The sequence below is a fragment of the Bradyrhizobium sp. Kon37 genome, from assembly GCF_055807535.1.
The window spans coordinates 546,710-571,084 of sequence record NZ_JBVVOY010000004.1 but is presented as its reverse complement, the minus strand read 5'-3'; the positions used below and the strand labels follow the sequence as shown (position 1 = coordinate 571,084).

Sequence of the window (24,375 nt, the reverse complement as noted above, 5' to 3'; positions counted from 1 at the left end):
GCTGAAGAGCACGGGGCGGCGGCAGGAGCCCTTCGTCTACGGATCGCTCGGCGGCGATACCGTGGCGCTGGTGCCGCAAATTGCCCCAAAGGTCGATCCGGACGCGGAGTCCCAGCGGGACTACGAATTTGCAGCGCAGATCGGCACAAGGGAGGCATGGACCTCGTTTCTCGGCGTTCACGGTAGCGGCCCCTACGCTACGTCTGCTCATACGGCCCTCGACAAGCTGAATGCGGCGGAGAAGGCCCGTGAAAACGCAGACTTGCTGAGGCGGCAAGCCGAACAGCAGGCGAGGCAGAAGAACGAGGACGCCAAGAAGCAGATCGAGGAGCAGGCTGCGCGCCAGGCCGAACAGGCCAAGCTTCAGATCTCCGAGCAAGCCGGGCGCGATCTGGAGAAGGAGCGCCAACGCATCGCCGACCAGGCCAAGCGCGAGCTCGACGATGCCCGGCGGCAGGTTGCGGAGGCGCGCCGGCAGGCCGAGGACGCGGCCCTTCAGGTCGAGCAGGCGAAGAAGCAGGCCGCGCTGGACGCGCAGCAGCAGATCGAGGCCGCAAGGCGCGAACAGGAACAGCGCGAGCGGGAGCGACAGGCCACACTCGCCGCGCTAACTCCGCCGGCTGCGCCCGCCCCTGCGCCGGTTGTCGTACCGGCAATGGATCCAGCGGATATTGCACGCCTGCTCCAGGCCCATCTGAAGCGCGTCGGCTGCGATCCCGGGACTACCGACGGTGCCTGGACGGCGCCGTCGCAAAAGGCGCTCGACAATTTCAACCGAAACGCCGGCACCAAATTCGACGTCAAAGTTGCAAGCCTCGACGTGCTCGATGCGGTGCGCGGCCGGCCCGATCGTGTCTGTCCGCTGGTGTGCGCCAAGGGACAAAAGGCAGAAGGCGATCGTTGCGTCCAGATCGTCTGCGACGGCAATGACGTGCTGGATGCTCAGGGCGTGTGCCGCCGGCGCCCCGATCCGCCGCAGCAGAAGCCAAAGGCGGTATCGCGCCAGGAGCCGAGCCCGCGCGGTCGCGCACGTCCGTCCGGCGGAGCCGATTCATGCGGAGGCAGCTGTGAGGGCGATTGAGACCGGTGCCGAGGGCACGGTGCCTCGGCAGCTCACAGGCTGGGAACGACGTTGACGTTGACTTTCAGATTCAGGAACGTGCGCTTGCCGGCACCGTCCTCGAAGTAGAGACGGCTCTCGAAGCGGTCGCTGCCGGTAAAGCCGGAGTTCGGCCGGTACACAGCCTTTGTCGAGTTGACCAGGCTGTAAGACCCGTTCGCCGGAGCGACGACGACGTCCTGGCCCACGAACGGACCCAGCGACTGGAAATTGAATCCGCAACCGCGATCCTGCGCGACCCGCATCGGGATGACGACATTGCAACCCTGGCAGATGTTGAAATGCGGGCGACGGCAAGCGGTGTTGGCATTCAAACCGTGAGCGTTTTGGTAGCTCTTGTAGCCTGGGCGCATCTTGTCGGCGCTCGCAGTGTCGGAAAGCAGCAACAAGGCGGGGGTTGCGAGCGACAACACAATTGTCATGAAAGGACGGATCATTCTGAACACCCCTTGTCTGAAAACCCCTTGGCGGCCAATGAAGCAAAAGCGATTTATGCCGACATAGAAGCTCAAGCGCCCGAGGGAGGCAAGTATCCCCGGAAGGTTGCAGGACGGCTTCCCAATGCCATGCCCCTTCCACTATCATTTCGGGCAGGGAGTCGCCGGCAGGACGCGGCGCGGCGGCGACCGTCCGCCTGAAGGCCGGGCTGATATGTGACCGATGGCACAGACCTAAGGGCGGACCGCTACCGAAATAGTATTCATACAGATTGCAGCCCATTGCCGAAGCGTGGAACGAAGCCCGCATCATGGTCCGATTGAGCCCTTCAGTCCCGACGTTGCGCTCGAGCCGGTTGGCCTGCCGGCTGGCGCTATCGGTCTTGTGGATGCTGGTCGCGGCGTCGACCGCGCAGGCCGACAGGCGGGTGGCGCTGGTCCTTGGCGTGTCCAACTACCAGAGCGTCGCGCGGCTAGCCAATCCCGACAACGACGCGGCCGCTATCAGCGACGTCTTCAAGCGGATGGGGTTCGACGTCGTCGATCTGCGCCGGGATCTCGGCGTCATCGAGATGCGGCAGGCGGTGCGCGATTTTGCTGCGGTTGCTGCGGATTCCGATATGGCGGTAGTTTATTACGCCGGTCACGGCATCGAGGTGAACGGCGCGAATTTCCTGATTCCGGCAGATGCCAGGCTGCAGAGCGATTTCGACGTCGAGGACGAGGCGGTCCCGCTGGACCGGATTCTCCAGGCGATAAATCCGGCGAAGCGGCTGCGGCTCGTCATCCTCGATGCCTGCCGCGACAACCCGTTTGCGGAGCGGATGACACGCAGTGTCGCCACGCGTTCGATGAACCGCGGCCTTGCCAAGATCGAGCCTGCGACGGCGGATACGCTGATTGCGTTCGCCGCCAAGGCCGGCGCGGTCGCTGGCGACGGCGACGGTGCGCACAGCCCGTTTGCGACCGCGCTTCTCAATCATTTGGCGACGCCGGGCCTCGACCTTCGCCTGACGCTTGGCCGGGTTCGCGACGAGGTGCTGAAGAGCACGGGGCGGCGGCAGGAGCCCTTCGTCTACGGATCGCTCGGCGGCGATACCGTGGCGCTGGTGCCGCCGGTTGCGCCGCCGGTCGATCCGAACGCGGGAGCCCGGCGGGATTATGAGCTTGCAGCGCAGGCCGGTACCAAGCAGGCTTGGCTTTCCTTTCTCGCCGTTCATGCCAGCGGCATCTATGCCAACTTTGCGCATGCGGCGCTCGACAAGCTCGATGCCGCCGAAAAAATCAGCGAGAACGCCGATGCCGTACAGCGGCAGGCTGAGCAGCAGGTCCGGCAGAAGAGCGACGATTTCAGGAAACAGATCGAGGAGCAGGCGGCGCGCGAGACCGAACGGGCCACGCAGCAGATCTCCGAGCAAGCCCGGCGCGATCTGGAGAAGGAGCGCCAACGCATCGCAGACCAGGCCAAGCGCGAGCTCGATGATGCCCGGCGGCAGGTTGTGGAGGCGCGCCGGCAGGCCGAGGACGCGGCAGCTCAGGTTGAGCAGGCGAAGAAGCAGGCCGCGCTCGATGCGCAGCAACAGATCGAGGCGGCGAAGCGCGAGGCGGAGCGGCGCGAGAAGGAGCGCCAGGCTACGCTTGCCGCCCTGACCCCGCCCGCCGCGCCGCCTCATGCTGTCGCCGTGGTGCCGACCACTGCGCCGGCGATGGATCCTGCGGACGTCGCCCGCCTGCTCCAGGCGCACCTGAAGCGCGTCGGCTGCGATCCCGGTGCGGCCGATGGCGCCTGGACGACCCCGTCGCAAAAGGCGCTCGACAGCTTCAACAGCTATGCCGGCACCAAGTTCGATGTGAAGGTCGCAAGCCTCGACGCGCTCGATGCGGTGCGCGCCCGGCCCGATCGCATCTGTCCCCTAGTTTGTGCGAGGGGGCAAAAGGCGGTCGGCGACCGCTGCGTCCAGATCGTCTGTGACAACAATTTCGTGCTGGATGCCCAGGGAATATGCCAGCGGCGTCCCGATCCGCCGCCCCAGAAGCCAAAGGCCGTATCTCGCCAAGAACCGAGCCAGCGTGCGCCGTCTGCTCCGGCCAGCAACGAAGGCGGCAAATGTTATACCTATGGCGGAAAGCAGTACTGCCAGTGATGCGGCGGTGCTGGCCCTGGGTTGAGGGCCGGCGAGATCCTCGCGTCCGTCCAGGATGGCCCGTCTACGAAGCCTCTCCCCGCGGCGGCGGATATCGCCGGGCCAGCGCCGACAACGGCAAGTGTCGCTCGCCCTCCGGCAGCGCCAGATAGGCGAGCACGAGCGGCCGTTTCCAGTCACCGACGCCGAAATCCATCGCCATCCATTTCTGCGGTTCGGGGCCTTCGAGGCCCCGGACCCAGACGAAGAAGCGGGGGAGATCGTCGGCTTCCGCTTCCGTCGCGCGTCTCCTGGCCATCGAAGCTGCTCGCTGCATCAACATACGTTGCCGCACGATATAGGGACTGGCTCTGCGAAGTCGAACCCGTCGAGGAAGGCTCGTGCAGGGAAGCACGCGGCCCTCTCCTGGCGAAGTGTCCCCAGGGATGCGGATGCGAGCCGTATGGCGGCCCGCTCTCGTCACTGCCAGAGTTCGCAGGTCGCAACCCGGTTGATGTCAGCGAGCCGCCGGCTGGTGTCGCCCTCGAGATCGATGTTTGCGACCAGCGCCAGCAGGCGATGATAGGCGCCGTCAGCGACCTCGACGGGCAGCGGGGCCTCATCGAAGGTCTCGACATAGCTGCCGACGAGACCGCTCAACAGACGGCACAGGCCGCGCTGTTCGGGGTCGTCGCGGCCGAGCGTCTCGAGCTTTTGCTGAAAGATCCGGAAGGTGCGCAGGCCGTGGTGCTGTTGCGAAAGCCACGTGTGCAGGTCGTTCATATGAGCTCCTTCGAATTGCGGAAGAAGCTACCGGTTTATACAGGTGGGATGTGACGATTGCCAGGGAGGGGGAGGTACTGGACTCGTTGAACCAGTCCGCCTTCGCCATGGCTTCGGCGGGACAGCCTTCGCTGCTTCGCATGGCTAGGATTTAGCCCGGCTTGCCAAGCCGTAGCTGCGAAGCAGCGAAGGCTGGTGCCCCTGGCCGGAATCGAACCAGCACTCCTTGCGGAACTCGATTTTGAGTCGAGCGCGTCTACCAGTTCCGCCACAGGGGCCCTCGGTCGGCCCTAAGCGGGCGTCGCGAAGCCGGCGGACTATAGCCATGGACCGGACCGGGTCAACCCGCGCCAAAGTGATCCCGCCCGTTCTCGACAGCCGCATGGGGCGGGGCTAGAGGCTTAGTCCGCATCCATCCGGAAGAGGCCGCCGTGACCAGTCAGAGTGCCGCAATACCTGCATTCAAACCGGCGGCCACGAGCCCCGCGCTGGTCGCTTCGCTCGCGGTCACGCTGATTGCAGCCGCGACCATCGCGGGCGCCTGGTTCTTCCAGCTGGTGCTCGGGATCGTGCCCTGTCCGCTCTGCCTGGAGCAGCGCTACGCCTATTACCTCGCGATCCCGCTCGGCCTGCTCATCGCACTCGCGGCGCGGGGCGGTGCACCGAGGCCGCTGCTGTTCGCTGGCCTTGCGATCCTTGTGCTGGCGAGCCTCGCCAATGCCGGACTCGGCACCTATCACGCCGGCGTCGAATGGGGCTTTTGGAAGGGGCCGACCGACTGCTCCGGTCCCGTCGTCAATCTCGGCAGCGCCACCGACCTGCTGTCGCGGCTCGACACCGTGAAGGTGGTCCGCTGCGACGAGGTGCAGTGGCGCTTCCTCGGCCTCTCGCTTGCCGGCTACAATTTGCTGATCTCGCTCCTGATGGCTGCGATCGCCGCGTGGGGATTCGTTGCAACGGCAAAGCGCTAAGGCTCAATCATCCACGTCGTCCTGCGTCCGGCCGAACAGGTGCACGATGCCCGGCGTCGCGATCGTCACGAAGACGAAACGCGAGAGGTGATGGGCGCCGACGAAAATCGGGTCGATGTGCAGCGTCAGGGCCAGCGCCAGCATGGCGTCCATAGCGCCCGGTGCATAGGCGACCACGACGTCGGAGAATTTCACCTGCGTGGTGAGCGCTACGATGCCGACGAAGATCGCGGAGACGGCGATGGCGACGGCAAACGAGCCCAGCGCCGCGTTGATGTGGCCGGCGAGCGTCTTGATCCGCATCCGTGCGAAGCGGCTGCCGATCAGGGCGCCGATGCCGACCAGCGCCACGCCGCGTACCCAGTCCGGCAGGCCGCCCTCGACCCAGCCTGCGCCATGCAGCACGCTTGAGCCGATCATCGCACCGAACATCCAGCTCGCCGGAAACTTGATCAGCCGCAGGAGGAGTGCCGCGGCCAGCGAGGCCGCGACCAGCTCGACCAGGTCGAGCGGTGAGGCGATGGTCGTCGTCAGCGACGGCGCGACGGAGGGGGCGACGCCGGCGAACGCCAGCACCATCGGCAGCGCTGCGGTGAGGATGATCACGCGCATGGTCTGCACCACCGCGATGCCCGGCAGGTCGGCGCCGCGCTCGACCGCCAAAATCGTGATCTGCGACAGCGCGCCGGGGCTGCCGGCGAGGAAGGCCGAGGTGCGGTCCCAGCCGTGGATGCGCTGGAGATAATAGCTGGAGCCGAAGGTCGAGCAGAAGGTCGCGAGCGCGAGCAGCCCGATGGTGAGCGGATAGGCACCGACCTGTTGAAGCAGGTGGCGCGAGACGACTGATCCTAACGAAATGCCGAGCAGCACCAGCACGGTCTGGGTCAGGATCGGCGGCAGCGTCAGCTGGCGACCGGCGATCGCAGCGATCCCGACCGCGATCATGGAGCCCGAGATCAATCCCCCCGGAAGGCCCGCGAGCAGAAACACGAGCCCCCCGGCGGTGCCGATGACAAGCGTTTCCACCGTGCTCAAGATCTTGGCACGGCTCGGCCATTCGAACGGCAGGGAGGCGGTGATTTGCTTCACACCGCCTTATCGCAAATCAGCGAGAGGCGCACAATTGCGGCCACGTCATGCCGCAATGCGCGCGCCTCTCCCGAAGCCGGCGAAAATCGTGACGGGTTTACTTCTTATCAGCAGGGGCAGCGGTCGCGCCGGCCTTGGCTTCCTTCATGCATTCGCGGCGGAATTTCTTGCGCTCCTTACCCTTCAATGCCTTGGCATCCGCCTGCTTGGAGCATTCGAGTGACTCGGCCGAGTGCTCCTTCGGCGCTTTTTTGTCGGCGGGGGCGGTAGTGGTCTTGGTGTCGGTCTTTGCTGCCGGCGCGGCGGTCTGTGCGAAGGCGGTGCCGGTGGCGAGCAGCGAGGCGAGAGCGACGACGGCGAGGCGGGAGGTGAAGGTCATTGTGCTGCACTCTATCTTGCGGGAATTGCGAAGGGCGCGAAAGTCGGCTGGCGTTGCTGAACGCGACATGAATAATTCGAACGTGGGGGATCACTATATTTTGGCGGCAGCAGCCATCGCTTCCTTGTCGCGAGCGGGCGGCACGCTAGGATAGCAATCCTCGGTTCACTTCCCTCGGGGAAGATCAAGGAGGAGACCAAGGATGACCATTCAATCAAAGTTGCTGTGTGCAGTTGCGCTGTCGGGCTTTGCCGCGCTGGTGGCGAGTGCGCCGGCGCAGGCGCTGACCTCGCAGGAGTGCAGCGCGAAATACCAGGCCGCCAAGAAGGACGGCTCGCTCGGCACCACGAAGTGGAATGACTTCCGCAAGGCCCAGTGCGGCGCGGATGCGACGCCAGCGGCTGCACCGACCGCGGCCGCTCCTGCTGCGCCCGCCGCTCCCGCCGAGCCGAAGCAGGCGAAGAAGGAGGCCGCCCCGGCTGCCGCGCCGACCCTGCCGGCCGGCCCCGCGATCTATCCGAACGCGGTCGATCCGAAATACGCCAAGGAGACCCCCGGCAAGGGACGCCTGCACACCTGCGTCGACCAGTACAACGCCAACAAGACCACCAACGGCAATGGCGGCATGAAGTGGATCGAGAAGGGCGGCGGCTATTACAGCGAATGCAACAAGAAGCTGAAGGGCGCCGCCTGAGGCTTCAAGACGACGCAGAGGCCGGAGCCTGGCTCCGGCCTCTTGCTTTAATCCAGTAGCTTCTCGGCCGATTTCGCCACGAGCTGCGATCGCTTGCGCGGGCCGCGCTCGACGAACAGCAGGCTCTGGCCGAAGATGAAGCAGTAGAACAGAAAGGCCTGCGCTTCAGCCGCCTCGGTATCGAGGCCGGTCGCGCGATAGAGTTCAGCGACGTGCTTCAGCCGCGCCGCGTCCACATTCGCCACCGCTGCCGCCGCGCCCTCGTCCGAGCGGGCCCATTGCCGGATCGCAAGCTCGATTGCCATCCCGTCCGGATTGAGCCGCTCCGAATAGAGCTGGATCACTGCCCGCAGCCGTTCACGGGGCTCTTGGCCATCGAGACTCGTCTGCTGCGCGATCGCCGTGGAGCGCCCCTCGCGCCAGCGCTCCAGCATGGCACCGAGCAGCGCGGCACGGTCGGCGAAACGGCGGTAGAAGCCGCCCTTGGTGACGCCCAAATTCTTGGCGAGCACCTCGACCCGAACCCCCTCGACCCCAGATCGGGCGAGCTCGGTGAACCCTGCCTCGACCCAGACATCGCCTTTGCCGTCACTCATGCAGGAAGCCTCGCCGATCCTTGATACGGTACCGTATTGCTAACGCGGGAGGAGGTTGATACGCTACCGTATCAACAATCAAAGCCAGAAAAGGCCAGGAGAATTGCGATGGAGCAGGAGGCGACCTATCGCGGCACGGTTTATCCGTGGCAGTGCGATCACGTCGGCCACATGAACATCATGTGGTATGTCGGCAAATTCGACGAGGCCAACTGGAATCTGTTCGCCCGCCTCGGGCTGACGCCGAGCTATCTGCGCGGCTCCGGCCGCGGCATGGCCGCCGTGCAGCAGAACATCACCTACAAGCGCGAACTGCTCGCCGGCGACATCGTCGAGATCCGCAGCCATCTGCTCGAGATCCGCGACAGATCGATCCGCTTCCGGCACGACATGACCAATGCCGAGACCGGCGAGATCGCCGCGTTCTGCGAGATCACGGGCGTGCACATGGACCGCAGCCAGCGCAAATCGGTGCCGTTCACGGACGCCATTCGCGAGATCGCCTTGAGACATCTCGCCGAGCCGGCGGAGGCCTGAGCCATGGCCGCATACGAGCCGAAGAACCCGGGCTATCGCGCGGCTGCCATCGCCATGTTCGATCGCCAGCCGGCAATGCACACGCTCGGCATCGCGATCGTCCGCCTTGCGCCGGGCGAGGCTGAACTCGCCATGCTGCATTCGCCGGCCCTCACACAGCAGAACGGCTTTGTCCACGCCGGCATCATTACCGCAGGACTCGACAATGCCTGTGGTGTCGCCGCCTTCACCCTGATGCCGCGCGAGGCCGATATCCTCACCGTCGAGTTCAAGACCACGCTGCTCGCGCCGGCACGGGGCGAGCGTTTCGTCTTCAAGGCCGAGGTGGTCAAGCCAGGCCGCACGCTGACCTTTTGCGAGGCCAAGGCGTTTGCCGAGCACGACGGCAAGGTCACGTTGATCGCCACGATGACCGGGACGCTGATGGCAATGCTGCCCCGCGTTGCGGCTGCGCAAGCGCCGACCCCGATACCCGCATAGCGTGGCCATGACATCGGCGCCGCGACACTCTATATGAGCTGTAACAATTCCCAGTCTCGAACCGTATCGCCGGAGATGGGACCGAAATGGAAAGAGATATGGCTGGATTCAGGAATAAGGGCCTTGTGCCGACGCGGCGCGCGGCGCTGACGCTGATCGGGGCGGGCGCCCTTGTCGCGGGTGGGATCACCGCGGCGCGCGCGGCGACCGACGAAGACGAGGTGCTGACCGAAGCCAAGGTGCTGCGCGACCCGGATGTTCCCGTCGCCGGCAATCCCGACGGAAATGTCAGCATTATCGAATGGTCCGACTATAACTGCCCCTATTGCCGCAAGCTCGAGCCCGAGTTGCGTCAGGTCATCCAGGACGACGGCAAGGTCAGGCTGGTGATGAAGGACTGGCCGATCCTCGGGCCGGTCTCGGTCACCGCGGCGCGGGCGGCCCTCGCGGCGAAATTCCAGGACAAATACCACCAGGCCCATGACGCCATGATGGGCGTCAGCTCGCGCCTGACCGAGCCACGCATCAACGAGTTGCTCGCGGCCGCCGGCGTCGACATGGATCGGTTGAAGCGCGATCTCGCCGACCACGCCAAGGACATCGACGCCGTGCTCAAGCGCAACAACGAGCAGGCCGAAGCCTTCGGTTTCCGCGGCACGCCATCCTTCATCGTCGGCAAGTACCGCGTACCGGGCGTGCTCAGCATGAACGAGTTCGAGCAGGTCATCGCCGACGCCCGCAAGGCCAAGATGAACTGAGCCGAGCGATATTCGCCGCGCAATACGAAGGCGCCGCCGCGGACCCGCGACGGCGCCTCATTTCATCATGATGCCACCTCGTTACTTCGAGGAGATGCGGACCCAGTCCTTGTGCGCGCGATCGCGCAGCGCGTCCCAATCGGCCTTGGCGACATCCCAGTTCACGATGGTGCGATTGGTGGTCGCGACCTCGCCATTGGCAACCGACGACGTCTGCATGGAGTCATAGACATACACGCCGCAGCCGAGCAGCAGCGCGCCCAAAATCATTCCAAGAAACATCCGCATCGCGAAACCTCCAATGACGGGCGATAACGTCGACCCGGATCGATTGTTCCGCGACAGTGCGGCGCAGGTAAGGAGAGGTTGTTCATTCTCCGTTCAGCCACTGCATCAGCTCCGCGTTGATCTCGCGAGGATAGGTGTGGCTGAGGTCGTCGATCTCGCGATAGGTGACATTCGCGCCGGCGGCGGCGAGGGCTGCCTGCGTCTGCCGCGCGGTCTGCACCGGAAACATCCAGTCGAGCTTGCCGTGCGTGATGAAGATCGGCAGGCGCTGCAGGCGTGTGGCGTCGGCCATCTCCGCCATCAGCGGGTGGAAGGTCGCCGACACTGGCGCGAGATGCGTGAAGGGCGAGGCGCCGTCAAGCCCGGTGACGTAGCAGAAGGTGCCGCCGTCGCTCATGCCGGTGAGCAGCATGCGCGAGGCGTCGATGGTCCAGCGGTGGCGCACGGTATCGAGAATGCGCATGAGGTTGGGCGTGTCGGAATCGTCACCCATCAGCGCCCAGGTCGGGCCGGTCGCGGTCGGCGCCACCAGGATCGCACCAAGACTGCGGGCGTCGCGCAGCCAGCTCCACAGAAAACCGCGGCCGTTGCCGCTGCCGCCATGCAGCGCCATCACCAGCGGCATGGCGCGATCGGGCGTATAATATTCGGGCACGTAGACCGAATAGCCGCCGCGGCTGCCGGGCTCGTTTTGATCGTGGATGATGCCGGTGTGCGCGTCCGCGCCGGCTTCGAGCCGTGACAACAGGTCGGCGTTCTCGCGATTGGCGGCGTTGAGGAAGAAGCTGCTGACCGGCGGAAACTGCACGGCCAGCGGATAGAGTGCCTCCTGCGCGCGCGGCAGATGGCGCAGCGCGCGGAAGACCGCGACGAGGTCGCCATTGCCACGCTCGACCTCGCGCAGGCCGGCAAAGGCGGCGAACGTTTCGTCGCAGGCACGATCGAGCCGCTGGCGCAGTCCGGTAAACTGCTCCGGCCATTCTCCGATTGCCGCGCGCGCCGTTTGCAACGCCTCGTCGGGAGCGCCGATCGCGTTCATCACGGAGCCGAAGGCCGGTGGGTGCAGGTTGCGCTGAAAGAAGGCGAGCGCTTCCAGCGCATTGAGCAGCGGCGGCAGCACGGCCAAGATGTCGTCAACGACGGCCTCGCTCATCGTCGTTTCCCTGCGTCAGTTCGCCTTGTCAGTGCAGCTTCGGCGCCTTCAAGAGCTTGAAGCGGTCGGTCGAGGTCACTGTGACATCGAAGGTGACGCCTTCATGATGTACCGTCAGCGGCACGTCGACGCCGGCAGCGCCGAGGCCCCACAGCTTCTTGTAGAAGCCGGTCTGACTTGTGACCTTCTCGCCGTCGACCGCGAGGATGACGTCGCCGGTCTTGAGCTCGGCGCGGGCGGCGGGACCATTGGCGGAGATCCCGATCACCACCACGCGGTTGTCGATCTCGGTCGAAAAGAGTCCGAGCCACGGCCGTGCCGGCTTGTTGACGCGACCGAACCTGCGCAGATCGTCGAGGATCGGCTTCAACAGGTCGATCGGCACGATCATGTTGACGTGCTCGGCCTTGCCGTCGCGCTCGCGTTCGAGCTGGAGCGAGCCGATGCCGATCAGCTCGCCGCGCTCGTTGAGGAGCGCCGTGCCGCCCCAGTTCGGGTGCGCGGGATGGGTGAAGATGGCCTCGTCCAACAGATATTCCCAGTAGCCGGCGAATTCCTGCTTGGCCACGATCTGGCTCGCGACCGAGCGCGTGCGTCCGCCAGCGCCGCCGACCACGACGCGGTCGCCGAGCCTGGTCTCGGCCGAGACACCGAGCGGCAAGGGGGCAACGTCGAGCTGGCCGAGCGCCTGCACCAGGCCAAAGCCGGTGACGGCGTCGAAGCCGAGCACATGTCCCTCCACCACGCGCCCGTCTCCGACATGCAGCCACACGGACTCTGCCTCGGTGATGAGATAACCGATGGTGAGCACCAGCCCATCGTCGATCACGACGCCGTTGCCGGCGCGTTCGGTCCCCAGCGTCTCGGCGCTGAAGGCGTCCGGCGGGATGATGGCATGCAGGCCGACGACGGAGGCGAGCGCGCGGTCCAGATCGAAACCGTAATCGCTCGCACGCGGTTGATTGGCCGGCGGCACTCTCCATTCGGTCAGGGCGGGCATCGAGTTCTCCTGGCTGAGAGCATCGCTCCGCTGTGGCTAGCGGAACGACGCACGAAGCAGAATTAATCTAAGCTGCGAATGATCGATTTTAAAGACTTGTCGCGACCATTTGCAGGAGATTGAGCACGATCCTCGCAAGTCCAGGCAGGAACGCCCCTTGGATCGGTCTATTCCCCAGTCGTTTCGATGGCCGGCGAGCTGCCGGGTGCGGAAGGCTATTGTCGGCCTTCTTTTGCAGACGTATCGTTCTGCGAGCCGCGGAAGAAACCATGAGCGACGACAAGAATTTCGATAGATCCACTCTGGAGTATGCGCTGGCTGAACTCGGCCGGAGGGCTTTTGCGGCCGGTCGCACCGTTGAAATCGTGATCTACGGTGGATCGGCCCTCCTGCTGACCTTGAACCGGCAGATCAACACCGGAGACGTCGATGCGGTATTTGAAGGAAACGGGGGGTTCATTAAGAAGCTGGCAGCCGAGATGGCCGAGGAGCTCGGGTGGGACGAAAACTGGTTGAACGATGGTGTGAAGGGGTGGCTGAGCAAGAGGGACGCTGATCCGGATGTGAAGGCTTTGTTTAAGACGTATCCAGCTGAGGACGAGCCCGGCCTCCGGGTCTATACGGCAAGACCGGAATACCTGTTCGCCATGAAATGCCGCGCCATGCGTGTCGGTGGCGTCGAATCGAACTCAGACATCGACGATATCAAGCTCCTCGCCCGCGCCATCGGTATCAAGAATAGCCAGGAGGCGTTGACGCTGGTCGAAAAATTTTATCCACAAAACATGCTTCAACCCAAAACACGGTTGGGTCTTGAGGAGATTTTTTCAAATCTCGAAGTTGGCCCCGACAATGATCAAACGCCCTCTTTGCCGAGTCAGCCATGAGCCTGTTTGACAAGAAGCCCGCAACGCTGAATGAGGTGGTTCGCCGCGCAAAAGCTGGCGAGCAGAAGTTTGACCCGTCGCTCCGCGAATTTCTCGATTGGTTTTACACGAACCCGCACGCGCGCCGGGAGGCGATCGAGGAACGGCCCGCTTCGATCGATGCCGTGCACGACGCCTATGCGGCTGCAGTGGCGGAGCACCTTGCGCGCGTTTACGGATTACAAATACCGGAATGGACCGAGGTTCACGGCAACGGGCTTCGCGAACCATTCTTCGCAGGGGGTCTGCAATCTCTGAAGGGAGTGCTGGTTGCCGAGAGCCCGACGGCCTTTCGGCGACGCCTCCTGTTCGTGAGCAAAGACGCGCTGTCGAGGCCGAGAATGTAGTCTCGCCGCGGCTTCGCGAGGCCAATCGCCTTGAGCCGTGCTATGAGACCCTGCCGGGGCCGCATGGCTGGTGTCCCCGCCGCTGCTAGGCGGACCATGCCGAAGCTGCTAACCATTGCCGCTTCGTTTGACCTAGGGATCACGGACCGAAGCATGGACAACCGCAGCGACATCTGGCGTGGCATCGACACGATCAAGGCACGTTTCATCGACCTCAGCGACAAGGTCTGGGGCATGCCCGAGGTCTGCTACACCGAGGCGCGGTCCGCCGCCGAGCATCTTGCCGAGTTGCGTCATCAGGGCTTTCGCATCACAGAGCAGGTCGCGGGCATCCCGACCGCGGTGATGGGCGAATGGGGCGAGGGCGGACCGGTCATTGCCTTCATGGGGGAATATGACGCGCTGCCGGGCCTCAGCCAGGAGGCGGGCGTCGCGGAGCATCGTCCGGTCGAGACCGGCGGCCACGGCCATGGCTGCGGTCACAATCTGCTCGGCTCGGCGGCGCTGCTGGCCGCGACCGCGGTGAAGGACTGGCTTGCCGAGAACAAGGTGCCGGGCCGCGTGCGCTATTACGGCTGCCCCGCGGAGGAGGGCGGCGCGGCAAAAGCCTTCATGGTGCGCTCCGGCGCATTTGAAGACGCCGACATCGCCATCACCTGGCACCCGAGCAGCTTCTGGGAGGTGGCGGTGACGCCGTCACTCGCCAACACCCGCGCCGATTTCATCTTCACCGGCCGCACCTCGCATGCGGCGGCCTCGCCGCATCTCGGCCGCTCCGCGCTCGACGCGGTGGAACTGATGAATGTCGGCGTGAACTATATGCGCGAGCACATGCCGAGCGATGCGCGCGTCCACTACGCGGTGCTCGATACCGGTGGCATCGCGCCGAACGTGGTGCAGGCCCACGCGCGTGTGCGCTATTCGATCCGCGCCCGCGACCTGCCCGGCATGAACGAGCTGGTCGGGCGCGTGAACAAGATCGCGCAGGGTGCAGCCTTGATGACCGAGACCAAGATGGAGATGAAGATCGTTTCCGCGGTCTCCAACATCCTGCCCAATGCTCCCTTGGAGCAAGCGCTGCACCGGATCATGGAAGAGCTCGGCCCGCCGCATTTCGACGACGCCGACAAGAACTTCGCGACCCAAATCCGCGCAACGCTGAGCGACAAGGACATCGCCGCGGTCTATTATGCGATTGGCATGGAGCCGACCGAGCGGCCGCTGGCCGACTTCCTGGTGCCGCTCGATGCCAAGCGTAACCCGCAGGTTGGCTCGACCGACGTCGGCGACGTGAGCTGGGTGGTGCCGACCGTGCAGGTCCACGCACCCACGGTTGCAATCGGCACACCCTTCCACACCTGGCAGGTGGTCGCGCAGGGCAAGAGCGCGCATGCGCACAAAGCCATGGTGCAGGCCGCCAAGGCGATGGCCGGCATCGGCATCAAGGCGCTGACGGACCCGGAGCTGATCAAGGCTGCCAAGGCTGACCTTAAGAAGCGGACGGCCAAGACGCCCTACGTCTGTCCGCTGCCAGACCACGTCGCGCCGCCGCTCGACATGTCCGTGGCGTAGAATTTCGCCTCGATACTTCGTCTGATGCGGCGATCAAATTTTCTGCAGTGCAGCGCGGAATTCAGCGTGTTTTGATGCTGGATTGCCGAACGGATGGGCTGCGGAATATGGTTTTGCCCAACAGACAGTCAGAAGACCGTTTGCATACACACGGTCGCAGTTGACGCGCACCCCATTCGGTGTGCCATCTACCGCCAGCCAAGCCCGGTGGTTGCCTCGCGCGACCGCCTGCATCCATACGGGAACCAGACGGGGACAACCATGCTGGACAAAGAACTGCGTTCGATGATCGGTGACGTGAAGGACGGGCGGATGGATCGCCGCGGCTTCATTCAGCGCCTGGCTGCCGTGGGTCTCACTGCGCCTTTGGCGAACCAGATCCTCGCGCTTGGCGGCGTCGCGATGGCCGAGGGCGTCTCGACCTACAAGCCGACCAAGCGCGGCGGTGGTGGTGCGCTCAAGCTGCTGTGGTGGCAGGGGCCGACCCTGCTCAATCCGCATTTCGCCACCGGCACCAAGGACCAGGACGGCGCGCGCCTGTTCTACGAACCGCTCGCCTGTTGGGATCCCGACGGCAACATGAAGCTGGTTCTGGCCGCCGAAATTCCCTCGATCCAGAACGGTGGCCTCGCCGCGGACGGCAAGTCGGTGACCTGGAAGCTCAAGCCCGGCGTCAAATGGCACGACGGCACGCCGTTCACAGCCGACGACGTCGTCTTCAACTGGGAATATGCCAAGGATCCGGCGACCTCCGCGCTGACCATCGCGACGCTCCGCGACATCACGGTCGAGAAGGTGGACGACCTCACGGTCCGCATCCTCTTCAATAAACCGACGCCGTTCTGGGCCGACGCCTTTGTCGGGGCTCCCAATACCATCATCCCGAAACATCTGTTCAAAGACTACATGGGGTCCAAATCGCGGGAGGCGCCGACCAACCTCTCGCCGGTCGGCACCGGCCCCTACAAGTTCGTCGAGTTCAAGCCGGGCGATCTTGTCCGCGGCGTGATCAATCCCGATTATCACATGGCCAACCGGCCCTATTTCGATTCGATCGAGATGAAGGGCGGCGGCGATGCCGTCTCTGCCGCACGCGCGGTGATCCAGACCGGCGAATATGATTTCGGGTGGAACATTCAGGTCGAAGACGACGTGCTGCTGCGCCTGGAGAAGGGCGGCAAGGGAAAGACCGTCTACGCCGTCGGCGGCGACACCGAATTCATCGCACTGAACTTCACCGATCCCAACACCGAGGTCGATGGCGAACGCTCCTCGATGAAGACCAAGCACCCGCTGTTTTCCGATCCGGCGGTGCGCAAGGCGCTCTCGCTGCTGATCGATCGCGAGTCGGTCAAGAAGGCGATCTACGGCCGCGCCGGCCGCACCACCGCCAACTTTCTCAACGGGCCCGAAAAATTCGTGTCCAAGAACACCTCGTGGGAGTTCAGCGTGGAGAAGGCCTCGAAGATCCTGGACGACGCCGGCTGGAAGCCGGGCGCCGACGGCATCCGCGAGAAGGACGGCAAGAAGCTGAAGCTCCTCTACCAGACCGCGATCAACGGGCCGCGCCAGAAGACGCAGGCCATCGTCAAGCAGGCCTGCCAGAAAGCGGGCATCGACGTCGAGCTGAAATCGGTCGTCGCCTCCGTGTTCTTCTCCTCCGACGTCGGCAATCCCGATACCTATTCCAAGTTCTACGCCGACATGGAGATGTTCCAGATCCCGCTGAGCCAGCCCGATCCGTCGCAACACATGCGGCGCTATCTTTCGAACCTCGTCGCGACCAAGGAAAATAAGTGGCAGGGCACCAACTTCCCGCGCTGGGTCAACAAGGAATACGACGCGACCATTCTGGCCGCGGATGGCGAGATGGATCCGGTCAAGCGCGCGGCGTTCTACATCAAGGCCAATGACCTGATGTACCAGGACATCGTGTTCATCCCGGTGCAGCACCGCCTGAAGGTGGAGGCAGCCGCCAACAACCTGCGCCCGGTCGTTTCCGGCTGGGCCAACGAGACCGACAATTTGTTCGACTGGTACCGCGAAGAATGATCACGCACGCCTAGAGCGGTCCTTCTTCATGAGCCAGTATGTCCTGCGTCGCCTCCTGATCGCGATTCCGAGCCTGCTCGGAATTTCGCTGGTGCTGTTCGTCGTGCTCGCACTAGCCCCGGGCGATCCCTTCTCGGAGCTGGCGACCAATCCGAACGTGCCGCCCGAAGTCGCTCTCGCGCTTCGGGCGAAGTTCGGCCTCGACGATCCGATCTACCTCCGTTACCTGCACTGGCTCAACGCCATGCTGCACGGCGACTGGGGTTTCTCCTTTGTCAGCCGGATGAACGTCGACACGCTCATTCTCCAGCGACTGCCAACGACGCTCTACGTGATCGGCTCGGCGCAGATTCTGGCGCTCCTGATCGCGATCCCGGTCGGAGTCTATGCCGCAACGAAACCTTATTCGCTGTTCGACCAGGTTGCCAACACGCTCGCCTTTGTCGGCTTCTCGCTGCCGACCTTCTTCACCGGCATCCTGTTCATCCTGATCTTCTCGGTCACGCTGGACTGGCTGCCTTTCGTCTACACGACCGACATCAAGGGCACCGGTATTCACTGGCTGGCGGAGACGATCCGTCAGGCGATCATGCCGGTGGCGGTGCTGGGCCTGTTCCAGGCTGCGTCGATGACGCGTTTCGTGCGCTCGGCGATGCTCGACGTGATCCGGCTAGACTATGTCACCACCGCGCGCGCCAAGGGCATCGGCCAGCGGCGGGTGATCATCAAGCATGTGATGCGCAACGCGATGATCCCGGTCGTCACGCTGATTGCGTTGCAAATCCCGGCGGTGTTCGGCGGCGCCATTGTCACCGAGCAGATTTTTCGCATCCCCGGCATCGGCTCGCTGCTGATCTCCTCCATCCTTTCCAACGACACGCCGGTGGTGATGGCCGTCACCTTCGTCTTCGCGTGCCTGGTCGTGCTGTTCAATCTCATCGCGGACGTTCTTTATGGCTGGCTTGACCCTCGCATCTCCCTCCGCTGAGCGGCGCGTCTACTCGCCCTGGCGCGAGACGTGGCGGCGCTATAGCCGGCACAAGCTTGCCGTGGTCAGCGCGTTCCTGCTCCTCGTTCTGATCCTGGCGGTGGTGGTCGGCCCCTTTATCTGGCGGGTCAAGATCGACGACATCGATATCGTGGCGGGCATGCAGGGGCCGTCGCTGGCCCATCCCTTTGGTACCGACGATCTCGGGCAGGATATCCTTGCCCGCATGATCTATGGCGGGCGCATCTCGCTCGCGGTCGGTCTCGCCGCGATGCTGGTCTCGGTCTTTGTCGGGGTGCTGATCGGCGCGCTCGCAGGCATGTCGCGCGGCGCGCTCGGTCATGGGCTGATGTGGCTCACCGATCTCTTTCTGTCGTTGCCGCAATTGCCCCTCCTGTTGCTGCTGATCTATCTCTTCCGCGACGGGCTGAAGGCCGCGTTTGGCCCCGAGGGCGGCATTTTCATCCTGATCGTGCTCGTGATCGGCGGCTTGCGCTGGATGCCGGTCGCCCGCCTCGTTCGCGCGCAGTTCCTGTCGATCCGTGAGAAGGAATTCGTCGAAGCCGCGCGCGCGCTCGGGGCAAGCCCGGTGCGGCAGGTGGTGCGCCATATCCTGCCTAATGCGCTGGGTCCGGTGATCATCGCCGGCACCATCGACGTGGCCGCCGCCATCATCGCGGAATCGACGCTGTCCTTCCTCGGCCTCGGCTTCCCTCCGGATACGCCGACCTGGGGCCGGCTGCTCTATGATGCCAAGGATTTTCTCGACATCGGCCCGCACTGGGCGCTGTTTCCGGGCGGCGCGATCTTCATCGCGGTGGTCGCCATCAACTTCATCGGCGACGGCCTTCGTGACGCGCTCGATGCGCGGCGGGTGATCTGATGGCGCCGTTGCTCGAGATCAAGGGACTGAAAACCCACTTCTCCACCGACGACGGCATCCTCCAGGCCGTCGACGGTGTCGATATCTCCATCAACCGGGGCGAGACGCTCTGCGTCGTCGGCGAATCCGGCTGCGGCAAGACCGTCACCGCGATGTCGATCCTGAAGCTGATCGCGATGCCGCCGGGCCGCATCGCGGCGGGCGAGATCATCTTCGAAGGCCGCGATCTCGTGCCGCTGACGAGCAGTCAGCTCGACGAGATCCGCGCCAAGGAGATTGGCTTCATCTTCCAGGAGCCGATGACCTCGCTCAATCCGGTGCTCACCATCGGCGAGCAGATCGCCGAAAGCCTGCGCCGCCATGAGAACGTCACCAGGAAACAGGCGCTCGAGAGCACCATCGAGATGCTCAAGCTGGTGCAGATACCCAACGCCGAAGGCCGCGTGCACAACTATCCGCATCAGTTCTCCGGCGGCATGCGCCAGCGTGTGATGATCGCGATGGCGCTCGCCTGCAAGCCGAAACTGATCATCGCCGATGAGCCGACGACGGCTCTCGACGTCACCATTCAGGCGCAGATCCTCGACCTGCTCCAGGACATGAAGGAACGCTTCGGCATGGCGGTGATGCTGATCACCCATGCCATGGGCGTCGTCGCCGAGACCGCGCAGCGCGTCGTCGTGATGTATGCCGGCAAGGTGGTGGAGGAGGCGTCCGTCGACGAGCTGTTCGGCAATCCCGGCCATCCCTATACCCAGGGACTGATCCGCTCGATCCCACGCATCGATCTCGCCAGCGAGCACAAGCTGCGGCTGGAGGCGATCGGCGGCTCGGTACCGATCCTGATCAATCCGCCGGTCGGCTGCCGCTTCGCGCCGCGCTGCCGCCACGCGATGAGCGTCTGCACCGAGAGGGAGCCGCTGCTGCGCGAGATCGCGCCTGGCCACCGCATGGCCTGTCATCTGGGCGATACGCAGTTGGGAGGCGCAGCATGACCGAGCCCTTGCTCCGCGTCAGCGGCCTGAAGAAATATTTCCCCGTGCATGGCGGACTGTTGTCGCGACAGGTCGGCAGCGTTTATGCGGTGGACGGGGTCTCGTTCTCCGTCAACCGCGGCGAGACGCTAGGCCTCGTCGGCGAATCCGGCTGCGGCAAGTCGACGACGGGACGCTGCGTGCTGCGCCTGATCGAGCCGACCGACGGCGAGGTCGTGTTCGACGGCCAGGATGTCGGCCAGCTCAGCGGCACCGATTTGCGCGCGATGCGGCGGAACATGCAGCTCGTGTTCCAGGATCCGTTCGCCTCGCTCAACCCGCGCATGACGGTCGGCGCCATCCTCGGCGAGGCGCTGATCATCCACAAGCTCGGCTCATCCGCCAAGGAGCGCGAGGATCGCGTCGCGAGCCTGCTGGTGAAGGTCGGGCTCAAGGCCGAGCACATGCGGCGCTATCCGCATGAGTTTTCCGGCGGCCAGCGCCAGCGCATCGTGATCGCGCGCGCGCTCGCGGTCGAGCCGAAGCTGATCGTCTGCGACGAACCTGTGTCCGCGCTCGACGTCTCGATCCAGGCGCAAGTCATCAACCTGCTGGAAGATCTCCAAGCCGAACTGAACCTCACCTACCTCTTCGTCGCGCACGATTTGTCGGTGGTTGAGCACATCTCCGACCGCGTCGCGGTGATGTATCTTGGCCGTATCGTCGAACTCGCCAAGGCCAGCGACCTCTACCGCAATCCGCAGCATCCCTACACGAGGGCGCTGTTATCAGCGGTGCCGGTGCCCGATCCGAAGCTCAAGCGCGAGCGCATCCGGCTCAAGGGCGACGTTCCGAGCCCGATGAAGCCGCCGTCGGGCTGCCACTTCCACACCCGCTGTCCTATCGCCCAGCCACGTTGCGCGGAAAGCGCACCGGAGCTGAAGGAAGGAGCGGGCGGGCACTTTGTGGCGTGCCATCTCGCCTGACGCCTGACGCCGAGAAATCCGGAGCGCGCATTCAAGCGTGAAGCAAGCCGTGCTCCGAAAGGGCCTGCCTGAAAGCCTCAACCGAGGTGTGGTGATGCGCGAACAGGCCCGCCTCCCGCGCGCCGGCGACATTGGCCATGAGATCGTCGACGAACAGGACACTCTCCGGTTTGACGTCGAGCTCCGACAGACAGAGGCGGTAGCAGCGCGGGTCCGGCTTCGCCGTCTTGAACCGGGCCGAGGCGTAGATCCGCGCGCCGAACAGCGGCGGCAATTCCGGCAGCAGCGCAGCGATATGGTCGGCGACCAGCGTGGTGTTGTTGGTCAGGACGGCAATGTCGACGGTTTGACGCAAGCTGCCGGCAATCTCCAGCATGGCATGATCGGCCTGCATTGACCGGCGTCGCGCCTCGATCCACTCGTCCAGTGACAGCGGATAGCCAATGCGGTCGCCGAAACCCCGCAAATAGTCCGCGGCATCGAGAGTGCCGGAATCGCCGAGCAGCTCGAAGCCGCTGTCCCAGATCGCCTTGTGGACGGATTCGCTCGTCGTCCCCGCAAGCTTCGCCAGCCATGCGACACGCTTTGCCCTGTCGTAGTCGCAAAGGACATTGTCCATGTCGAAGAGGACGAGCTTGATTCTACCAGTCACAGCGGCACTCTCGGATGGGCCGAACATCCGGCCGTGATCCAAGCCATACCGCGCTGAAGCGCCGGCGACAAATCGGGCCAGCGGTCGATCCGTCACGCGCTCCTGGCGGGCCAGGGAACGACCTGTCCCGACATCACCAGCCGGTCACGGCCGTTGTCCTTGGCGGCGTAGAGCGCGCGGTCGGCGGCGGCGACCAGCGTGCTGCAGTCCGTCGTGGTTTGGGATGGAAGGCTCGTCGCGCCGCCGACGCTTGCAGTCACCAGGCGGGAAGGGGGACTTTGCGCATGCAGCATGGCGAGATCGTGCAGGGCCTTGCGAATCCCATCGCCGACCTCGGCGCAGCCCTCGGGACCGGTGTTCGGCAACAGCACGGCGAATTCTTCGCCACCATAGCGTGCCGCGAGATCGGCCGGGCGCTTGGTGTGCGCGGACAGGATTCGGGCCAGCGCGCGCAGGCATCCGTCACCGGCCAGATGGCCGTATTGGTCGTTGAATTTCTTGAAATGATCGACATCGATCAGCAGGAGCGAGAGCTGCGTGCCGTCGCGCCTTGCGCGCGCCCATTCGTCTGCGAGACGCTCGTCGAAAGCGCGCCGGTTGGCGAGGCCGGTGAGGCCGTCGGTCGTTGCAAGCGAGGCGAGCTTGTCCTGAAGATCCTTTTGCTCGGTCATGTCGCGCACCACCGCGACGACGCCGTCGATCTCGCCGCTGTCCGACGCCAGGGTCACGTGCAACGCCGCCTCCGCCCAGATCTCGCCCTTGTCGCGATGACGCTGGCGATAGACGAACCGCGTCTCCTCGGCCTCGCCATTCTTCAGCGCGGCGATAGCCTGCTCGACCCGCTCCATGTCGTCGGCGTGAATGCCGGCCAGGGCCGAGGTGGACAGCAGTTCGTCGGAGGACCAGCCCGTGATGCGCACGCACGAGGGGGAAACGTAGAGCAGCCGGTTGTCCAGCCCGATCCGGGTCACCATGTCGCTGGATTGCTCGGCCAACAGGCGGAAGTTTGCTTCGCTGACGACAAGGGCCTGGGCCATGCGCTGCCGCTGCACGAGCTGACGGACCAGGTAAAAGCCGATCACCGCGATCAGCAGCACGAGGCCGAGGACGAAGATGGTGCGCGCAGCCGCGGCTTGCCGCCAGGGCGCCAGCACGTCGTCCCGCGACTTGCTCGCCAGCACCATCAGGGGATAGCGGCTGCTGCGTTGGTAATAGCTCAGCCGCTGGACGCCATCGAGCGGCGACTTGAAATAGTAGACTGCCGCGGCGGGACGACTCTCCCATCCCTTGAACAAGGGCGCACTGGACAGGTCGCGTCCGACAAAGGCGCCGCTGTCGTCGCGGCTGCGCGCCAGCATGATGCCGCTATCGTTGAGCAGCGATGCCGAGCCGTTGGTACCGATGTCAAACCGCTCGTAGAACTTGACGAAATAGCTGACGTCGATCGTGAGCAGGGCAACGCCGGCGAAGCCGCCGTCGGCATCGTTGATCCGGCGGGACGCGGTGACGACCCATTGGCCCCCGGCTCGACTCTTCACGGGCGGTCCGATCAACGTGCCCATCTCGGGCGAGTCGCGATGACGCTGGAAATATCCGCGGTCGCTGTTGTTGAGCTTGGAGAAGTCGAGCCGCTCGGTCGTGGCAAGCCACTGCCCGATCGCGTCATAAACGAAGATGCCGCGGATGCGGTCCGATGATTTCCGTGTCGGCAGATAGGCCTGAAGCTTGGTAATCGTGTCCGGACCCGTGCCGTCGAGTTCGAGCCGATGGACTAACCCGACGAGGATCGTATCAACGAGTTCGAAGGTGTCGTCCGCGTGCTGGATCAGCGAATGCGCCAGATTGGCGACGTCGATCTCGGCGTTCTTGAGATCGGCATTGCGTGTTTCCCATTCACGCCAAGCGCTCAAGCCGAGGATGGCGAAGCAGGTCAGAATGACGAAACCCGCTGCCCAGAGCGGAAGGCGCGTCTTTCCGAGTTCGCGGCCCGTGGTCATCAGGCTTGCTCCATTTCGGCGCAAACCTCTCACTTTGGCCTTAACGGCCTGTTGCAACATCCGCGCGGATTGTGCGCTTCCGGTTGGAACAATCCTCGGCAATGGACAGGCTATTGTCGAGCTAACCAGGCTGGCCCCTGGCGTCGGCTTCGCCCGGCGTTTTCTGCCTTACTCATCCAGCGTGAAGCCGACCCGTAGCGTCACCTGGTAGTGGCGCACGGCACCATTCTCGATATGGCCGCGCGTTTGCACCACCTCGAACCATTTCATCTCGCGAACGGTCTTGGCGGCCCGGCTGACCGCGTTCTTGATCGCGTCCTCGATCGATGTCTCGGACGATCCGACCAGTTCCAGGATCTTGTAGACGTGATCCGTCTCGCTTGTGGCCATGACTATTCTCCCCTTGTGCTGTGGCGGGGCCGGATATGTCTGTCGCGGACAACTGGCGTCCGCGCGACATCCGGCCTCGACTCTGAACGGATGCCGGCGCTTCGAGTTCCGTCCCCGAGGGAGACCCGCCGGTCGCCTGCCGCGTGCGGTGCTCCATTTTTTATAACTGCACGAAAATCTGGATGGTGTGGGCGGGTGGC

General features: G+C 64.4%; 26 protein-coding genes, 1 tRNA gene and 1 pseudogene. 15 read left to right on the top strand and 13 right to left on the bottom strand.

Features of this window, described 5'->3' with window-relative positions:
* A pseudogene (locus AC0L3J_RS13520) lies at positions 1-1,081 on the top strand (caspase family protein); the annotation flags it as partial.
* 32 nt (positions 1,082-1,113) lie between these two features.
* Here the strand turns inward: AC0L3J_RS13520 and AC0L3J_RS13515 are convergent.
* The gene (locus AC0L3J_RS13515) at positions 1,114-1,632 is read right to left on the bottom strand and encodes an Ig-like domain-containing protein (protein WP_473347305.1); all 519 of its coding nucleotides are present in this window, start codon (positions 1,630-1,632) and stop codon (positions 1,114-1,116) included.
* Positions 1,633-1,868: 236 nt separating this feature from the next.
* Here AC0L3J_RS13515 and AC0L3J_RS13510 point away from each other — a divergent pair, with 236 nt between their 5' ends.
* On the top strand, positions 1,869-3,701 hold the full coding sequence (locus AC0L3J_RS13510) for a caspase family protein (RefSeq protein WP_473347304.1): 1,833 nt from the start codon (positions 1,869-1,871) through the stop codon (positions 3,699-3,701).
* A gap of 64 nt (positions 3,702-3,765) precedes the next feature.
* Here AC0L3J_RS13510 and AC0L3J_RS13505 read toward each other — a convergent pair whose 3' ends face one another.
* From AC0L3J_RS13505 to AC0L3J_RS13495, 3 genes are all read right to left on the bottom strand, one after another.
* Positions 3,766-3,999 (bottom strand): hypothetical protein, encoded by a 234-nt coding sequence (locus AC0L3J_RS13505; RefSeq protein WP_473347303.1) that lies wholly within the window; start codon positions 3,997-3,999, stop codon positions 3,766-3,768.
* A gap of 161 nt (positions 4,000-4,160) precedes the next feature.
* On the bottom strand, positions 4,161-4,463 hold the full coding sequence (locus AC0L3J_RS13500; protein ID WP_473347302.1) for a hypothetical protein: 303 nt from the start codon (positions 4,461-4,463) through the stop codon (positions 4,161-4,163).
* 193 nt (positions 4,464-4,656) lie between these two features.
* Positions 4,657-4,741: transfer RNA gene (locus AC0L3J_RS13495), tRNA-Leu, on the bottom strand.
* A gap of 153 nt (positions 4,742-4,894) precedes the next feature.
* Between AC0L3J_RS13495 and AC0L3J_RS13490 the strand changes: the two genes are divergently transcribed.
* Positions 4,895-5,434, top strand: a complete 540-nt coding sequence (locus AC0L3J_RS13490; protein WP_473347301.1) for a disulfide bond formation protein B — start codon at positions 4,895-4,897, stop codon at positions 5,432-5,434.
* Between the two features lie 3 nt (positions 5,435-5,437).
* Here AC0L3J_RS13490 and AC0L3J_RS13485 read toward each other — a convergent pair whose 3' ends face one another.
* Together AC0L3J_RS13485 and AC0L3J_RS13480 are read right to left on the bottom strand one after the other, a co-directional pair.
* On the bottom strand, positions 5,438-6,523 hold the full coding sequence (locus AC0L3J_RS13485; protein ID WP_473347300.1) for an AbrB family transcriptional regulator: 1,086 nt from the start codon (positions 6,521-6,523) through the stop codon (positions 5,438-5,440).
* Positions 6,524-6,620: 97 nt separating this feature from the next.
* Positions 6,621-6,902 carry a PsiF family protein gene (locus AC0L3J_RS13480; RefSeq protein WP_456767509.1) on the bottom strand — a complete coding sequence of 94 codons (282 nt, stop codon included), beginning with the start codon at positions 6,900-6,902 and terminating at the stop codon, positions 6,621-6,623.
* A 202-nt stretch (positions 6,903-7,104) separates the two neighbouring features.
* Here AC0L3J_RS13480 and AC0L3J_RS13475 point away from each other — a divergent pair, with 202 nt between their 5' ends.
* Positions 7,105-7,596 (top strand): hypothetical protein, encoded by a 492-nt coding sequence (locus AC0L3J_RS13475; RefSeq protein WP_007615347.1) that lies wholly within the window; start codon positions 7,105-7,107, stop codon positions 7,594-7,596.
* Positions 7,597-7,643: 47 nt separating this feature from the next.
* Here the strand turns inward: AC0L3J_RS13475 and AC0L3J_RS13470 are convergent, their stop codons facing one another.
* Positions 7,644-8,192, bottom strand: coding sequence for a TetR/AcrR family transcriptional regulator (locus tag AC0L3J_RS13470; RefSeq protein ID WP_473347299.1), 549 nt, complete (start codon positions 8,190-8,192; stop codon positions 7,644-7,646).
* A gap of 108 nt (positions 8,193-8,300) precedes the next feature.
* Between AC0L3J_RS13470 and AC0L3J_RS13465 the strand changes: the two genes are divergently transcribed.
* The 3 genes from AC0L3J_RS13465 to AC0L3J_RS13455 all read left to right on the top strand — a co-directional run bounded on the left by AC0L3J_RS13465 (position 8,301) and on the right by AC0L3J_RS13455 (position 9,967).
* Positions 8,301-8,729 (top strand): acyl-CoA thioesterase, encoded by a 429-nt coding sequence (locus AC0L3J_RS13465; protein WP_473347298.1) that lies wholly within the window; start codon positions 8,301-8,303, stop codon positions 8,727-8,729.
* A 3-nt stretch (positions 8,730-8,732) separates the two neighbouring features.
* On the top strand, positions 8,733-9,209 hold the full coding sequence (locus AC0L3J_RS13460; protein WP_456767511.1) for a PaaI family thioesterase: 477 nt from the start codon (positions 8,733-8,735) through the stop codon (positions 9,207-9,209).
* A gap of 98 nt (positions 9,210-9,307) precedes the next feature.
* Positions 9,308-9,967, top strand: a complete 660-nt coding sequence (locus AC0L3J_RS13455; protein ID WP_473347297.1) for a DsbA family protein — start codon at positions 9,308-9,310, stop codon at positions 9,965-9,967.
* Between the two features lie 81 nt (positions 9,968-10,048).
* On the opposite strand, the gene AC0L3J_RS13450 is transcribed toward AC0L3J_RS13455, so the two are convergent.
* From AC0L3J_RS13450 to AC0L3J_RS13440, 3 genes are all read right to left on the bottom strand, one after another.
* Positions 10,049-10,255 carry a hypothetical protein gene (locus AC0L3J_RS13450; RefSeq protein WP_027514183.1) on the bottom strand — a complete coding sequence of 69 codons (207 nt, stop codon included), beginning with the start codon at positions 10,253-10,255 and terminating at the stop codon, positions 10,049-10,051.
* A gap of 82 nt (positions 10,256-10,337) precedes the next feature.
* Positions 10,338-11,408, bottom strand: coding sequence for a phospholipase (locus tag AC0L3J_RS13445; RefSeq protein ID WP_473347296.1), 1,071 nt, complete (start codon positions 11,406-11,408; stop codon positions 10,338-10,340).
* Positions 11,409-11,436: 28 nt separating this feature from the next.
* Positions 11,437-12,408, bottom strand: coding sequence for a S1C family serine protease (locus tag AC0L3J_RS13440; protein WP_473347295.1), 972 nt, complete (start codon positions 12,406-12,408; stop codon positions 11,437-11,439).
* Positions 12,409-12,677: 269 nt separating this feature from the next.
* Here AC0L3J_RS13440 and AC0L3J_RS13435 point away from each other — a divergent pair, with 269 nt between their 5' ends.
* From AC0L3J_RS13435 to AC0L3J_RS13400, 8 genes are all read left to right on the top strand, one after another.
* Positions 12,678-13,295: a hypothetical protein gene (locus AC0L3J_RS13435; RefSeq protein ID WP_473347294.1), complete on the top strand. Its 618-nt coding sequence runs from the start codon at positions 12,678-12,680 to the stop codon at positions 13,293-13,295.
* Positions 13,292-13,681 carry a hypothetical protein gene (locus tag AC0L3J_RS13430; protein WP_473347293.1) on the top strand — a complete coding sequence of 130 codons (390 nt, stop codon included), beginning with the start codon at positions 13,292-13,294 and terminating at the stop codon, positions 13,679-13,681. Before AC0L3J_RS13435 ends, AC0L3J_RS13430 begins: the two co-directional genes overlap by 4 nt.
* Before the next feature lie 153 nt (positions 13,682-13,834).
* Positions 13,835-15,253, top strand: a complete 1,419-nt coding sequence (locus AC0L3J_RS13425; protein ID WP_473347292.1) for a M20 family metallopeptidase — start codon at positions 13,835-13,837, stop codon at positions 15,251-15,253.
* A 261-nt stretch (positions 15,254-15,514) separates the two neighbouring features.
* Positions 15,515-17,305 carry a peptide ABC transporter substrate-binding protein gene (locus tag AC0L3J_RS13420; protein ID WP_456767518.1) on the top strand — a complete coding sequence of 597 codons (1,791 nt, stop codon included), beginning with the start codon at positions 15,515-15,517 and terminating at the stop codon, positions 17,303-17,305.
* Positions 17,306-17,333: 28 nt separating this feature from the next.
* Complete coding sequence (locus tag AC0L3J_RS13415; RefSeq protein ID WP_106941042.1) at positions 17,334-18,293, top strand: ABC transporter permease; 960 nt, start codon at positions 17,334-17,336, stop codon at positions 18,291-18,293.
* The gene (locus AC0L3J_RS13410; protein ID WP_007597392.1) at positions 18,259-19,176 is read left to right on the top strand and encodes an ABC transporter permease; all 918 of its coding nucleotides are present in this window, start codon (positions 18,259-18,261) and stop codon (positions 19,174-19,176) included. The genes AC0L3J_RS13415 and AC0L3J_RS13410 overlap by 35 nt, the downstream gene beginning before the upstream one ends.
* On the top strand, positions 19,176-20,171 hold the full coding sequence (locus tag AC0L3J_RS13405) for an ABC transporter ATP-binding protein (RefSeq protein WP_473347291.1): 996 nt from the start codon (positions 19,176-19,178) through the stop codon (positions 20,169-20,171). The genes AC0L3J_RS13410 and AC0L3J_RS13405 overlap by 1 nt, the downstream gene beginning before the upstream one ends.
* The gene (locus AC0L3J_RS13400; RefSeq protein WP_473347290.1) at positions 20,168-21,136 is read left to right on the top strand and encodes an ABC transporter ATP-binding protein; all 969 of its coding nucleotides are present in this window, start codon (positions 20,168-20,170) and stop codon (positions 21,134-21,136) included. The genes AC0L3J_RS13405 and AC0L3J_RS13400 overlap by 4 nt, the downstream gene beginning before the upstream one ends.
* Positions 21,137-21,167: 31 nt before the next feature.
* On the opposite strand, the gene AC0L3J_RS13395 is transcribed toward AC0L3J_RS13400, so the two are convergent.
* The 3 genes from AC0L3J_RS13395 to AC0L3J_RS13385 all read right to left on the bottom strand — a co-directional run bounded on the left by AC0L3J_RS13395 (position 21,168) and on the right by AC0L3J_RS13385 (position 24,175).
* Positions 21,168-21,815, bottom strand: a complete 648-nt coding sequence (locus AC0L3J_RS13395; RefSeq protein WP_473347289.1) for an HAD family hydrolase — start codon at positions 21,813-21,815, stop codon at positions 21,168-21,170.
* 65 nt (positions 21,816-21,880) lie between these two features.
* Positions 21,881-23,785: a diguanylate cyclase domain-containing protein gene (locus AC0L3J_RS13390; protein WP_473347288.1), complete on the bottom strand. Its 1,905-nt coding sequence runs from the start codon at positions 23,783-23,785 to the stop codon at positions 21,881-21,883.
* 168 nt (positions 23,786-23,953) lie between these two features.
* On the bottom strand, positions 23,954-24,175 hold the full coding sequence (locus AC0L3J_RS13385; protein WP_018453224.1) for a dodecin: 222 nt from the start codon (positions 24,173-24,175) through the stop codon (positions 23,954-23,956).
* Between the last annotated feature and the right edge of the window lie 200 nt (positions 24,176-24,375).